The following is a 14,601-nucleotide window of genomic DNA, read 5'->3' as shown; positions in this document are numbered from 1 at the left end:
ATTTGCGATACGATAAAACGTGAGTGGTTTATAGACAGAGGAGGAGAAATTCATGCAAGACGTCATTATCATCGGAGCCGGTCCATGCGGACTATCGGCCGCCATCGAATGCGGACGCCGCGGACTATCGACACATATTATTGAAAAGCACTGCTTGGTCCACTCCATTTACCTGTATCCGACCCACATGCAGTTTTTCAGTACGGCGGAGCTGCTGGAGATCGGTGATGTGCCGTTCCCTTCCCCGAACGAGAAGCCTTTTCGGTACGAAGCCCTGTCCTACTACCGCAAGGTAGCGGATCATTACGACTTGTCCATCTCCCAGTACGAAGAAGCGCTGTCCGTGGAGCGGCAGCCGGATCATTCCTTTGTGGTACATACTGTTGACCGCAGCGGACAAAAACATCAATATGAAGCAAGAAACGTCGTGATTTCCACCGGTTATTTCGACCACCCGAATTATATTGGCATACCGGGGGAAGATCTGGATAAAGTTACGCATTATTTCCGTGAAGCCCATCCCTATACGGGGATGAACGTGGCGATCATCGGCGGCAGCAACTCGGCGGTTGACGCAGCCATGGAACTGATTCGTGTTGGGGCGAACATCCATATGGTCTACCGGGGCGAGGAGGTTTCCGAGAACATCAAGCCGTGGGTGCGCCCGGTGTTTGAAGCGATGGTGAAAAAGGGAAAAATAGAGGTCCACGTGCAATCCAAGGTCACCGAAATTCGGGAGTCCTCCATCACCATCCAGGATAAAGACGGGCATACGACCGAAATCGATAACGATTTTGTGCTTGCCTTAACCGGATTCCGGCCGGACCGGAAGCTGCTTGCTTCCTGCGGTGTCGAGCTGGATGGGGATATGGAGAAGCCGCTGTTTAACCCGGAAACGATGGAGAGCAATGTGCCCGGACTCTACGTGGCAGGCGTCATCGCGTCCGGCCGCAATGCGAACGAGGTCTTTATCGAAACCGGCCGCAAGCACGGCGGGCTGATTGCCGAGCATATCGCCGCCATTCGGGCTTCGCAGCAATAACCATTTCACGGAAGACAGTCCGCGTCGACATACACATCAAAATGTGGCGGTACTTTCGGCTGCCAATGAAAGGAGATGTTCCGTACGGATTTTACATCACTGATCCTGCTGATTCTCGCCGCCCTCGGCATTATTAGCAGCAACACGACCATTACCGTGGCGATGACCATCCTGCTGCTGCTGCGGGTGCTGCATTTACAGCAGGCGTTTCCCTGGCTGGAGAAGTACGGGCTGACACTGGGCATCATTATCCTGACTATCGGCGTCATGACACCGGTGGCCAGCGGAAAAATGAGCCTGCAAATGCTCGGAAGCTCCTTTCTGAACTGGAAGTCCCTGCTGGCGATCGCCATCGGGATGCTGGTCGCTTATCTTGGCGGCCGCGGTGCCTCCCTGATGTCGGCCAATCCGACCATCGTCGCCGGACTGCTCGTCGGAACGGTACTTGGCGTCGCCTTGTTCAAGGGCGTTCCGGTAGGGCCTTTGATTGCGGCCGGGCTGTTGTCCCTGCTGATCGGCAAAAGTTAAAAAAGAGGCGCCCGCTAAGGACACCTCTTCCGAATGTTAAGAGACCCGGTCTTTTGAAGACGCGGGTTTCTTCTTTTTTTGTTTAAACCTCCAGGTGCTGCACATTATACAGCCGTGCATAACTTCCGTCCAAAGCCATCAGTTCGGCATGCGTTCCCTGTTCCGTAATCATCCCGTGCTCCATCACGACAATTTGGTCAGCGTGGGTGATCGTGGATAGCCGATGGGCGACGATCAGCGTCGTCCGGTTTGAAGCCAGCGATTGCAGTGCCTGCTGAATGAGATGCTCGGACTCCAGGTCCAGTGCGGAGGTTGCCTCGTCCAGCACTAGAATTTCCGGATTTTTCAAAAAAACGCGGGCGATGGCCAGGCGCTGCTTCTGCCCCCCGGACAGCTTGACGCCCCGTTCCCCGACTTCCGTCTCATACCCGTCCGGCAGATTCATGATAAAGTCATGGGCGTTGGCCGAAACCGCAGCCGCTTGAATCTCGTCCATGCTCGCCTCGGGGTTGCCGATCAGAATGTTGTCCTTCACCGACCCGCTGAACAGGAAGTTATCCTGCAGCACCATACCGATGGAACCCCGCAGGCTTTCAAGGGTCAGCTTTCGGATATCCTGCCCGTTAATGGACACGCTGCCCTGCTGAATGTCATAAAATCTCGGGATCAGCGAAATGAGGCTCGATTTGCCGCCTCCGCTCATACCGACGAAAGCGACGGTCTGCCCGTGCTTGATATCGAGGCTGATATCCTTGAGCACCCAGTCGCTGCCCTCATTGTATTTAAACCACACCTCGTCAAACGAAATATGCTGAACCGGCCATTGAAGGGTTTTGGCGTCCGGCGCATCGACAATATCGTACGGCTCCTTCAGCAATTCCATCACTCTTTCCAGCGAGGCGGAGGCCTGCGTCAGCACCGAGGAGGAGTTGATCAAACGCTTGAGGGGCGCATACAGCCTGTCCAGATAGCCGAAAAAGGCGACAAACGTGCCCAGGGTCAAATCATGATGGATCACCCGGTAGCCGCCGTACCCGATCACAAGCAGCGGGGCGATATCCGTCAGTGTGTTGATGATCGAGAACGTCAGCGCGTTCCATCTCGTCTGCGCCAGCGCTTTGTTCAGGAAATTCTGGTTGATGCCCGTAAACTGCTTATGATCGAAGCGCTCGAGGGTAAAGCTACGGATCACGGAAATCCCCTGAATCCGTTCATGCAAATACGCCTGAATGCCGGCGAGCGCCTGAGAACGGTCTTTGGTGAGCTTCTTGAGACGCTTATACAGCACATTGACCGCGATTCCGTAAAGCGGAAGAATGGCGATGGACACCAGGGTCAGCACCGGGTTCAGATACAGCATCACCCCCAGCACAATCAGCAGTGTAAACATGTCCAGCCAAATGTTCATCATGCCGACCTCAACGATATTTTTCGTCTGCTCCACGTCGTTGATAAAACGAGAGATGGCCTCGCCTACCTTCGTATTCTGGTAGTAGCGGAGCGACAGGCGCTGCAGGTGAGCATACAGGCGATTCCGCATGTCGAACAAAATCCGGCTCGTGATCAGTTGGGCAAAATACTGCCGTAAATATTCGACCGGCCCCCGCACGATAATAAACAGGACGAGCGCGCCCCCTAAAATGAGAAACAGCCGGGTAACCTGCTCCGATACCGTCATTTTCGGGTTAAGCAGCAGGTCATCCACTACATATTTGAGAATCATCGGCAGCGTCAAAGGGATGCCGAATTTGATCATGCCGATGATCAGCGTACAAATAATCCATTTCGTATAAGGTTTAACAAACCGGTAATAAGCTTTCCAATATTCCAAAAAACATTCCCTCTCCTTTCTGGCTGTCAATCAGGCTAATGGCGTGGGTAGAGGCGAATATGCGCCGGCAATCCGGACGCCTCTTATATCATACCTTGTTCAGGTCTGCCGCATCCGCTGCTTGGCACCAGGACCCCATCCGCCCGGCCGCGGCATGCGGCAAACCGAAGCGCTCCTCCCCCTCCGGCGGGAAAGCAGCGGCCAAAATCGGTCCGATCCGGGCTGAATTGCCTTTTCCTAACGCTCATGAGTTGACATTTCCCCCCTTCAATGATTAGATATCCTTAAATGTAAGATCGGACTTTGTTCCTGTATCGATCATTATACATTATCCCGGCAAGGTCAGCTTGGGTTAGATACTTAGGATTCAGGAGGTTCTTGATGTCTAGACAATTCGTTACAGAAGCGGTCATGGTGGCGATCTATGGAGAATTGCTCCAGACGAGCGTCCCGGTTGAATATATCGTGCCTTATACCAGCCTGCTGGAGCTGTATGAGCTTCAGGACAGCGACGAGCCGCTGATGAGCTCTGCGGAGGATGACAGGTACGTGAAGGCCAGAATCAAGGAGCTGACCGCCTATTTCGAGGAACCGCTGAACAAGAAAAAAATTCAGAAAGCGCTCCATATGCCTTGGGCCAAGAGTCCTTCGATCCTCCTTGGCGAATCGGCGCGGATTACGGTCATCAACGCGATGGACACCGCTCCCTATGGCGAGCTGTTCGACCCGGTTGAGACGGAGCTGCTGCTGTCCTCGCAGCGGGAGGAAGCCCCGGTGCTCACCGATCAGATCGAGCTGATCCAGCGGATCGTCGAGGCTGCTGTGCCTGTGCATGTTTTTGATATCGAGGATTTTCAGTTTGCGGTGGAAACCGATAACTATACGCAGCACATTTAATAAAGTCTCGATCAGCATCAAAAACTCCTTTCCAGGCGGAAAGGAGTTTTTGTTTTGTCTGGATTTGCGCCGCCCCAATTTTTACGGACAGCCCTCCACAAAGCCGAATCCATAAGCATCCAGCGGCCTGATCTATCAGGATGCGCCGGTTAAGGATCGCTTTTGGCATATACGGTTAAATCGGCATACTCTGCAATCAGCGGCGCCATCTGGCGGAAGCCAAGCTTGCCGCCTCCAAGCGGCGGTCCGTAGGATACTCCGTCGTCTTCCCACACAAACAAGGGGAGATCGTTGACGGCAAAGGTAATGCGCCTCCCCTCTTTGAGGAGCAGCATCCGGTAAGGGCCGGCTGCATCCATCACGCCTGGAATCGGGTCGGCCCCTTGCGCGACCAGATGAAAGCCGTAGCTTTTGCGCAAATTGCATGTCTGAAACTTTCGCTCCTCCGTCCATTTCCTCCGGAAGTAAGACACGTGAAAGGCGTTCATATCGCCATGATGATACTGATCGTATTCTCCCGTTCGCGGCTTGAACGAAGGGTCGAACAAATCCACGCCATCCCTGCCGCTTGCGCTAAAAAACATGATCGCGAGACCCGGCTCGCGCACCGGCCAAAAATCCCAGGACACGGCGGCCTCCGCCGGAAAATCCTCCGGGCACCACAGCACAAAATTGGCGCGCTGCCCCTCAGCCTCGTCCAGAACGCTTTCGAGCCGCATCCGGCCCAAAGGAAACGTGACGGCCGCTTCACCCTCCATTCGAAACCCGGCTGCATGCTCCGGCTTCGCGAGCGGATTGTTGTAAATGCTGGCCCACCCTACAGGAATAAGCGGGCTGCGGGTGTCCTGTGTGTTCCCGCCCCCGGTCGATGAATCTGTCTGCATCGAATATGCTTACCTCCTTCCCAGGGAGGCCGGAATGGCCTCCTCATCGAGCGTCATACCTGCGCTTTCTGTCCGGCCGATACCGCCTCCTCCGGCAGGGCGTCCGGGATCAGCGCCAGGCTGATGATCGTATTCAGCGACCACTGCGACGCCTCGTTCGTGTTCATCCATTCAAACTCGCGCAGCTCGTTAACGTAAGTGACGGCCGCGGCGTCTTTTTCAAGGTCCGTACAGGCAAACCGGTGCCCAAGCAGTGTCGACCAGGCAAAATCGGCCGTCCGTTGATCCTTCCGGTACCATGCCCCATACGCAACGAGCGCCAGCGTCAGCACCGGATGCTCAAACCGCTCCGTGCTGATAGTGCCGCCTGTGATCTGGTCCTTTTCTTCCTGTGAGAGGTTATAGAAAATGCCGAAATCGGCCATCATTTCATTCCACTCTTCATCCTTCAGCATGGCGGACAGCTCGAACCACACCTGCGGTGCTCCCATGCAGAGGGCCAAATGGCGGCCCCAGTTGTCGTCGCCCATCGGCGTCAGCACGCCGGTTTGCGGATCGTAGCCGTAGGTTGGGCCGGAAATCAGGCCATAATTCGCCTGCTTGATGCATGCAATGCCGGTCAGCAGCTTATCGCGGTAGAATGAATCCTCCTGCCGCTCCCAGCGGGTCATCCAGTTTGAACTGAAGGCGGCCCAGTCCGGGCCGACCCGGATATGCGTCTTGTGCTCGTCTTTCGGAAAATAGGCCCGCATCGGGTCGATGTGAACGGTCGTATAATCGGCGTCCCTCGCCTCGTCCATCATGTCTCCGATCCGTTCGTCCCCCGTCAAATAGTAGTAGTACCGGTGAAGGCCGGCCATACCGATCCGGGCTTCCTTGCAGCCGCATCCCCAATGGACGACGTTGTGCCGGGAGCCGAGCCCGGCGTATTCGCCGAAATGGTATACGTCGACCTCGCTCGTATGCCGCGTCATCGCTTCCGCCATCCGGAAAATATCTTCGCGTCCCGAGCGTAAAAACATCAGCCACAGCCACATGTTCGGAACCAGCTCCGTATTCTGCCACGCGCAGCCGCCCAGGTCGTAGTTCCAGACGTGGCGGGCCGGATCGTAGCTGTGCATGAAATCGCCGTAATCCCAGAACCCGTACCAGCGCCGCTGTTCCACTTCCCTTTGGTAGAAAGCGATGATGCCGTCCAGCCTCTCTTCAAGACGTGCTTTGACCGGTGTCCCCCGGTCCGGAAGGCTCCAGATGCCGAATGCGCCCTGGCTGTGCAGGTAGTCGGGGTCGCACGCAAGCTGTGGAGGTGATTCGTTATACGCTGCGTAAGCCTCCAGCTCCGCCGGCGAAGGAGTCGATTCGCGGCACCAGATCGTCAGCTCACTCGTGTTCGCGACGCCGTAAGGGGTCGCCCTCATCTCCTCCGCGCCTTCGTACGACGATTCGACATGCGTCTTCGTATCGTAATGGCGCATGTCCATGGCGGGAGCTTCCGGCGACCAGAACCAGGCAGTCAGCTGCGCCTCGTCTCCCGTCAGCCCGTGAGCTTCCAAGCCGGCGGGGTGCTTTTGCCAAAAATGGCGCATGGCCAGCGCCAGCCCCCCGCCTGGACCGCCGACGTAGGCGACGCCGCGCGCTCTGCGGCCTTCGGCGGCTTTGACCCAGCTGCAGCCGGGCTGCGTCCGCTTGGCCATCCGGTAATGATCGGCCGAGAGCTGTGCCAGCTTAAAGCCGTCCCAGCAAGCCGATTCGTCCAGCAGGTTCATAAAATAATCGTCGTTCATTTGTTCGCCGGTCAGCGAATGGCCACCCAGCTGACGCATGAACATCTCCATATATTTGCCTTTCGTCCGGCGCGTATACAGCGTCTTCGGCGATTCGCTCAAAAAGCCGGTATCACCGGCGAACCGGACGTGACGGTTATAGAGCTTCTCCCGCATCGGCAGCGCAAAACGGATCCCGAGTCCCTTCACGAAGTCTTCGTTCGGATTGCCGTCGTAAAAAAACGTGTGCACGATCCGGATGGACTCCAGCCCCGCGTAAGCGTATAGCCGCAACGAAAACGGCAGCCACTCCCCGGTCCCGTTCACAGCGCGGTGCCGGCCCGTCAGCTTGACGACCGCTCTCACCGGACCAGCCTGCTCCACCTTCGCTGAATAAATCCGGGATTGATACCGCTCCTCCCGGATCGTGCGAACGCCGGTCAGCTCGCTCACGCTTTCCTTGATGGCGACCAGTTCGCCGCCGGAGCAGACGAGAATTCCGCCCCGGTGTATGCTGCCTATAATCCGGCTGCCGCTCTTCGGAATATGAAAAGAAAAAACCCCCGTGTCCACATGGATGCCTTCATCCGTCTCGCTAACGGACAACGAAGGCGCTGATGCCGCTTGTCCGGCTTCCCCTTTCTCGACGGCATACCTAGAGGGTACTTCCGCAGGAAAAACCGCAGCATGCGCCGTCCATTTAACACTGCCGTCCGGCCAATACGCGGCCGGCCAGCTCTGCAGGGCGGGAGCTTCACCACCCTCTTGAGCCTGCAGCGCCAGCGGCTCATCTCTCTGCAGCTGTCCTTCCTTCCACGGCATCCCCCAGGTCACCCCGGCCGGAACCGTCGGGGCGTCCTTCAGCCAACGTACGTTTACTCCGGTTTCGTTCATGGACTCATCTCCTTTTGGCAATTCGTTTGCTTCCGCTTTTGTCATCACGCCTTCAGTGTAGAGAACGGCCGTTTTCCCGGCAATGACACTTTCTTGTCGAGGCCGATGCGGCAGCATTGCACGATTTCACCAGGCTTGCACATTCTTGCAGTTGGCGGTCATCCAAGGTATGCGTCCTGAAAAGTACGCTTGGCGGGGCACTTCGAAGTGGGATCAGCAGCATAAAAAGCCGGCAGCGGTTTCCTGTTGAACCGCTGCCGGCTTCTTCCGTAAATGTATCACTGACGCCTATTCCGCCCGGCTCAGCTCACGGTAGCGGGTTGGCGTCATCCCCTCAAGCTTTTTAAAGATCCGGTTAAAATAGCTGTGCTGGTAGCCGACCTGCTCGGCGACGGTGTTGATCTTCAGCTCCGATTCCCGCAGCAGCTCCTTCGCTTTTTCCAGGCGCAGCTCGGTCAGATAATCGATAAAGTTTTTGCCGGTAACCCGCTTAAACGACTTGCTCAGAAAAAAAGGATTCGTGCCGATATGGTCGGCGCAGTTATCGAGCGAAATATCGAGCATGTAGTTCTGCTGCATATAGATCATCGCTTGCTCCATCAGCTGTTTGACCTGGCAGTCCGACCGGTTCGTCAGCTCCTGCATGAACGGAGCGATGACCTTCGCCTCGAACCAGTCCCGGAAGGCGGCCGGCTCTTTCATCTGCGAGAGCTGCTCATACAAATTGGCGCCTTTGAACAGCCGGTTCGGCTGGATGCCGGATACAAGGATCGCGTGCTGTACGGATCCGAGCAGATGGAGCATTCCCTGCTGGACATCGATCGCCTTCGCTCCTTGTACGGACAGCGCCTCCTGAAAGTCGGCGAGCAGAGCCCGGGCATCCGCTTCTTGTCCGGTGCGCAGCGCCTGCAGGAACTCCCGCTCCAGCGTAAACGGATACGGGGGCTCGGCCCCGTCTTCGTAGTTTAGCTGTTCCATCTCGATGATCTGATTGTCATGCTCGAAGTTGCGGAAGCTTGCGGCATGCTTCACCCCTTCAAAGGCGAGCGGAATGTCGCTGATACGGTTCATAGTCCGGCTGACGGCGATGGTGACGCGCATGTTGAGCAGCCGGTTAACCGCTTGCGTCAGCTCCTCGCTGAAAACCTTGATCGGCTCTGTACACAGTTCGCCTTCCGGCAGGATCAGCAGCACGCCCGATCCGAGATCGTGGAAATTTATCGTACTGCTCTGCTCGAAATGGGCGGCTGCCAGCTCTTCAATCATGTTGACTGATGCAAAAGTGACCAGTCCCTCGTCACCGAACTTGAATTTCCCCTCCATGGCAGCAATGCCCGTCAAATGAACGTACAGCACGACGAACTGCTTGCCGTGCACCTGCCATCTGTATCGTTCCATGCGCGAGCGCAGATCCTCTTCCGAATAGGCGTACAAATATCCCTGCAGCAGCTGATGGAGAAAGCTCTCCTTCACATGGGGCAGCTGCTCCAGCAGCTTGGCGTTCAGCTCCCGGCTCTCCCGGCTTAAGTGCTGCCACTGCCGCTCGATGATGGCAAATTCGTCGACGCTGCCCATTCCCGCTAAGGAAGCGTGCGGCTGCAAATTCGCCATCAGCCGTTTGACCGGCGAATACATCCGCTTCGAGGCGAGCCACGCCAGCAGCACCGCCAACAGGAGGGCACTTGCGCTGACGGCCAGAATGACTTTGGATATCAGCACGACCGGGGCCGTAATGTTCGTAATCGGCGAAGCCGACACGTACAGCCAGTTGTCCATGATGCGTGCGAAATAACCGTACGTGACCGCATAGGTTTTGCCGTTCCATTCAAAGAGAAAGGACCCTCGGGCCTTCCCATCGGATTCCACATCACCGCGGACCGCCTTGACAAAAGGCGAATTCATCCGGTTGCCGTTAGCGGAAACGTAGAGGCCGCCGCCCGCTTCCATCAGAAAGTTCTCCCCGTCAGCATAAGGAGTCAACGTCCTCAGCACCTCCGCGACTTGATCGTTGTCCAGCCTGACGATCAAAGCCCCGAGCGGATTTGAGCTGCCCCCAGGGATGAGATGCACAAACGTCAATTCCGTCTTCCCCTGCTGATCAGGGTCAAGCGCCTGCTGTGTCCAATACGTCGTCTTCCCTGCGTCCATCAGACGTTCGTACCGGGAGATGAGCTGCCGGTCATTCAAGGCGGAGTATTCCGGATAAAACAATATCGGCTGGTCTCCGCGCAAATAAAGGCTGACGTTATGGATCATCGTATTGGAGCCCTGCATCACCATCAGCGTGTTCGTGATGTCGCGCGTTTTTTCAAAGTCGCGTACGAAGTCGTGGCCCCTCAGCGATTCATCAAAGCGCGAGTCGAACGCCCAGTGCGCCAGCATCATTTCCAGGTTGGACAGCTGCTTATCCATGTTCAGCGACCGCTGTTCGATCTGGTCATTATGGAGCTTCAGCAGTTCTTTCTCCAGCCTCCCGCCAGCCATGGAGTACACAAGAATCCCCGTGATGATTCCGGGGATGCCAGCCACAAACAAGAACATAATCAGGCTTTTTCTGTAAAAGCTGCCCGATCCGCCGCCAGATAAGCGGGCCATTAGCGACTTCCATCCATTCATCGTCAGCTCACCAACCATATCCAAAATTTGTCTTCCCCGCCTTTATGGTGGTTTTATGCCCTCCAAACATGTAAGCGCATACAATTAACCATAAATAAAAAACCACCCTTTAGAAAACTGTACCCTCCGCCCCCCGGATATGTCCAGCATGAAATCCGAGAAAATCGTTCAAATAACCGGGGATACGGAAATAACCCCACGACGTGGGGCTTTCTGCTTGTTGCTGTGAAATCAGGTGTTTTACGGTACCCCGAATATAAAAATGATGTTCGGAAAAAAGAGGCCGAAGCCTCTCCAATCCGTTCACGGCCCCCGGCTAAAGGGTCCAGCTCCAACCCTCCGCCGGCCACTGCTCGACCTATGTATCCCAGGCGGCCGTCTCTTGGGACAAACGCACTGGTCTCTTACGCTGGGGCCGGTCAGGACTTCGAGGCGGCGTACAGCTCGTTGATTTCTTTCACATAATCGTCGCCGCCCGATTTTTTCCACAGCTCGATCGCATCGCGCCAGCCCTTCTCGTCGATCTGGCCGACGATAAATTTGATTCGGGCATCGTTAATGATGTTGCCAAGCTGCTGCCCTTTTTGCGCGTACACTTCAGAAATGAACGGCTCCGCCGGATTGGCGACGATCGTGTCCCGGTTTTTCAATTGAACCTCCGTCTGCTTCAAGCGAAGCGGCGTTTGGGCCACCTGGAGCCCTTTACCTTCCGGAATGTACGGCACCATCTGATTCAGCCCTTCGACTTCCGACTCGAGCAGCACTGAGTCCGAGCTTCTCTCCAGCGTCTTGTCGTCGATCTTCTTGTAATGTTTGCCTTCAAGCCCGAAGCTGGTCAAAGTCTGCAGGTCCGGTTCGTTCAGCTGGTCGAGAAACTTCAGGATGCGGTCGACCTCTTCTTCGCCCTTTACGCTCGATTTCGGTATGGCCAGCAGGCCGGCAAAACCGGAAGTCGGCAGCGTATGAATTTGTCCGTCCGGACCGGTGACGGCCCCGAACACGTCCACGTACTGCTCCCTGGAATCTTCTTTGCCCGCGTCCTTAAATGCGGCATGAATTTTGTCGTCGGCGCGGGCCGCTCCGTCCACGACGTCGATAATGACACCGGCTTGGCCATTCACCAGCGGATCCGTCCACTTGGCCGAATCCATCACGGCGAAATCCTGATTGACGAGCTTCTCGTCGTACAGCTTCTTCATAAACTTGAGCGCTTCGAAATATTCGTCGTATTCGAATTCCGGCACTAGCTTGCCGTCCTTTTCGCCCCACACGTTTGGCGCGCCGAACCACAGCTTGATCTGGTCGAAACCGGCTCCCCAGCCTGCCGTCCATTTGACCATCACCAGACCGTACGTGTCGTCCTTGCCGTTGCCGTCCGGATCCTTCTCCTTAAACGCCTTCAGCATGTTATAGAAATCGTCGATCGTTTTCGGCTGCTGCAGGCCCACCTTCTCCAGCCAATCCTGGCGGTAATATACGCCGTTGCGGCCAAGCTCGCGCCCGCGGTAAATACCGTACGTTTTGCCGTTAATCGAGGAGTTGTTCAGAATGACTTCATTGGCCTGGCTGAGGTTCGGATAATTTTTCAGCTTGTCGGTCAGGTCCCAAAAAGCCCCTGATTTTACGGCGCTCACGAAGCTGGGACCCTTCGAATCCGGCACGTAAATGATTTTCGGTAGATTTCCGGAAGCTAGCGTAATGTTGAATTTATCGCCGTATGAAGCGTTCGGCACCCATTCGAAATGGATGTCCGTGTTCGTCAGCTTCTCGAGCTCGGCGGCGACGGGGCTGTCATCCTTCGGATAGTTCGTTTTAAAAATCGGGAGCATCATGTTCAGCTTAAGCGGCTTCTCCGCCTCCGCGGAAGCGTTTGCAGAAGGAGCTGCGGACGAGCCACCCGAGGCGCCCTCGCTGCTGCTGCCGCTGCCGGATGAGCAGCCTGCGAGCGCTGCGGCGCAAACCGTGCTTAAAATGAGAAATGTGGACACGCGTTTCGCTTGCTTTTTCTTTTTCTTCACGAAAATAGCCTCCCTTTAACGTTAGATCATATTGCAAAACCGCCAGGGCTCCAAGCGAAAAATCAGTGTTGATGTGTATAAATTCCGGAGCATTTCGGCGGGATCACACGGTGAATAGCCTGACTTTTACTTTTAACCTTTGACCGAGCCCAGCAGAACCCCTTTGGCGAAGTGCTTTTGCAGAAACGGATACACGCACAGAATCGGAATCGTGCCGACGACGATGACGGCCATTTTGATCGATTGGTCCGGCGGTTTCACAAAATTCGGATCCATCGAGTTCAAATCGCCTGCGGCCGCCTGTGACAGCAGGACGATCTGGCGCAGCATGACCTGCAGCGGCCATTTTTCAGGATCGTTAATATACAGCAAAGCTGCAAAGAAATCGTTCCAATGCCCCACGGCGTAAAACAGGGTGAAGGTAGCGAGAACGGGCATCGAGAGCGGCAGCACGATCCGCCATAACAGGCCCAGCTCGGAGCAGCCGTCGATGCGGCCCGCTTCCTCAATTTCCTTAGGAATCTCCTGAAAAAAGTTTTTGACGATAATCAGGTTAAACGCACTGATTGCACCCGGCAGCATGAGCGCCCACAGTGAATCGAGCAGGTGCAGCTCCTTGACGACCAGGTATGTCGGAATCATCCCTCCGCCGAACAGCATGGAGAAGATGACGAGATTCAGCACCAGATTGCGGCCGTAAAGTCCTCTCTTGGCCAAGGAATAGGCCATCGTGACCGTAAAAAACAGATTGACGAGCGTTCCGATGACGGTAACGTAAATGGATACGCCGATACTCTTGACGATTGTCCCCGTCGAAAAAATAAACTCATAAGCCGCTAAGGTAAAGGTTTTCGGGATAAAAAACACCGCCCTCTGCGTCAGCTCCGCGTCCGAGGCGAAGGAACCCGCGATCACATAAACGAAAGGAAGCACGGCGGCCAGCCCGAACAGCGTTAGGACGATATAGTTAGCCACGTCGAACGTGACGCCGGCCGCGGTCCTGTATTGCTTGGCCATGGATGGATTTCCCCTTTCTGAATGGGTTAGTACAGTCCGGATTCGCCGAATTTTTTTGCCAGCCAGTTCGTGCCGAGTACGAGCGTGACGCCGACGATCGATTTGAACAGCCCGACGGCCGTGCTGTAGCTGAATGCGCCCTGCGTAATGCCCATCGCGTACACGTAAGTGTCGAACACTTCGCCCACCGTCCGGTTGAGCGGATTCAGCATCAAATAGATTTGCTCAAAGCCGTTATCCAGCACGCTGCCCATCCGCAGGATCAGCAGGATCACGATCGTGCTGCGGATCGCCGGCAGCGTCACATGCCAAATTTGCCGCCAGCGGTTCGCTCCGTCGATCGTCGCGGCCTCATACTGCTCCACGTCGACGGCCGCCAGTGCCGCCAGGAAAATAATCGTTCCCCAGCCGCATTCCTTCCAGATCGTTTGCAGGATGATCATCGGCCTGAACCATGACGGATCGGACAGAAACTGGATTTTGTTGCCCGTATATTGGAAGAGCAGCTCATTGACGGTGCCGCCCTCCGTCGTCAGAAACACGTAAGTCAAGCTCGCCACGATAACCATCGAAATAAAATGCGGAACGTAGATCATCGTTTGAATGGTCCGCTTGAAGAACGCGAGCCTGACTTCGTTCAGCAGGAGCGCCAATATAATCGGAGCCGGGAAGAAGAAAACCAGATTGTAGAACGACAGCAGCAGCGTATTGCGCAGCAGCATAAAAAACTCGGGGTTTTCAAAGAACAGGCGGAAATGCTCGAAGCCCACCCATTCGCTTTTCCAGAACCCGGTGAATGGCTGATAGTTTTGAAAGGCCAGCAGCACGCCCCACATGGGCACATATTTGAAAATCAAAAAATAAAGCAAGCCGGGGAGCATTAACAGGTATAGCCATTTGTCCCTGCGCAGCCTGGCCGCGATGCTCGTGCGGTAGACCGCCGGCTTGGACGCTTGTGGAAGATTCCCTTGAACCGTCGCCTGCTCCATCGCTTTCCACCTCCATATGTGTTCACCGCCTCGCGAGCGTTGTGGCCTAATTATGAGTCGGCACTTTCTTTTCCGGCAATGAGACATTTTTGAAGACTCCTGTGATGCGGGTTTACGGCATG

General features: G+C 55.6%; 11 protein-coding genes. 3 read left to right on the top strand and 8 right to left on the bottom strand.

Annotation, left to right across the window (positions count from 1 at the left end):
- Positions 1-52: 52 nt before the first annotated feature.
- Positions 53-1,042, top strand: a complete 990-nt coding sequence (locus tag ABIE48_RS09470; RefSeq protein ID WP_192714707.1) for a YpdA family putative bacillithiol disulfide reductase — start codon at positions 53-55, stop codon at positions 1,040-1,042.
- 75 nt (positions 1,043-1,117) lie between these two features.
- On the top strand, positions 1,118-1,570 hold the full coding sequence (locus ABIE48_RS09465; RefSeq protein WP_076167888.1) for a DUF441 domain-containing protein: 453 nt from the start codon (positions 1,118-1,120) through the stop codon (positions 1,568-1,570).
- Positions 1,571-1,652: 82 nt separating this feature from the next.
- On the opposite strand, the gene ABIE48_RS09460 is transcribed toward ABIE48_RS09465, so the two are convergent.
- Together ABIE48_RS09460 and ABIE48_RS09455 are read right to left on the bottom strand one after the other, a co-directional pair.
- Complete coding sequence (locus ABIE48_RS09460; protein ID WP_192714708.1) at positions 1,653-3,401, bottom strand: ABC transporter ATP-binding protein; 1,749 nt, start codon at positions 3,399-3,401, stop codon at positions 1,653-1,655.
- A gap of 83 nt (positions 3,402-3,484) precedes the next feature.
- On the bottom strand, positions 3,485-3,649 hold the full coding sequence (locus ABIE48_RS09455) for a hypothetical protein (protein ID WP_354518744.1): 165 nt from the start codon (positions 3,647-3,649) through the stop codon (positions 3,485-3,487).
- A 133-nt stretch (positions 3,650-3,782) separates the two neighbouring features.
- On the opposite strand from ABIE48_RS09455, the gene ABIE48_RS09450 reads away from it, so the two are divergent.
- The gene (locus ABIE48_RS09450) at positions 3,783-4,298 is read left to right on the top strand and encodes an ADP-heptose synthase (RefSeq protein ID WP_076167894.1); all 516 of its coding nucleotides are present in this window, start codon (positions 3,783-3,785) and stop codon (positions 4,296-4,298) included.
- A gap of 149 nt (positions 4,299-4,447) precedes the next feature.
- Here the strand turns inward: ABIE48_RS09450 and ABIE48_RS09445 are convergent, their stop codons facing one another.
- From ABIE48_RS09445 to ABIE48_RS09420, 6 genes are all read right to left on the bottom strand, one after another.
- Positions 4,448-5,182 carry a DUF1961 family protein gene (locus ABIE48_RS09445; RefSeq protein ID WP_145021759.1) on the bottom strand — a complete coding sequence of 245 codons (735 nt, stop codon included), beginning with the start codon at positions 5,180-5,182 and terminating at the stop codon, positions 4,448-4,450.
- A gap of 53 nt (positions 5,183-5,235) precedes the next feature.
- Positions 5,236-7,839 (bottom strand): exo-rhamnogalacturonan lyase family protein, encoded by a 2,604-nt coding sequence (locus ABIE48_RS09440; RefSeq protein ID WP_192714709.1) that lies wholly within the window; start codon positions 7,837-7,839, stop codon positions 5,236-5,238.
- Positions 7,840-8,127: 288 nt separating this feature from the next.
- Positions 8,128-10,473 carry a helix-turn-helix domain-containing protein gene (locus ABIE48_RS09435; RefSeq protein ID WP_260869315.1) on the bottom strand — a complete coding sequence of 782 codons (2,346 nt, stop codon included), beginning with the start codon at positions 10,471-10,473 and terminating at the stop codon, positions 8,128-8,130.
- A gap of 401 nt (positions 10,474-10,874) precedes the next feature.
- Positions 10,875-12,473, bottom strand: coding sequence for an extracellular solute-binding protein (locus tag ABIE48_RS09430; protein ID WP_192714710.1), 1,599 nt, complete (start codon positions 12,471-12,473; stop codon positions 10,875-10,877).
- Between the two features lie 132 nt (positions 12,474-12,605).
- Positions 12,606-13,490, bottom strand: a complete 885-nt coding sequence (locus tag ABIE48_RS09425) for a carbohydrate ABC transporter permease (RefSeq protein WP_076167901.1) — start codon at positions 13,488-13,490, stop codon at positions 12,606-12,608.
- A 26-nt stretch (positions 13,491-13,516) separates the two neighbouring features.
- A complete protein-coding gene (locus ABIE48_RS09420) occupies positions 13,517-14,479 on the bottom strand; it encodes an ABC transporter permease (RefSeq protein ID WP_192714711.1) in 963 nt (320 codons plus the stop codon).
- Between the last annotated feature and the right edge of the window lie 122 nt (positions 14,480-14,601).

The sequence above is a fragment of the Paenibacillus sp. OAE614 genome (assembly GCF_040546645.1).
GTDB classification, from domain to species: Bacteria; Bacillota; Bacilli; order Paenibacillales; family Paenibacillaceae; genus Paenibacillus_AQ; species Paenibacillus_AQ favisporus.
Note: the sequence above shows the minus strand (reverse complement) of the source record. Positions and strands in the feature narration are given on the sequence as shown.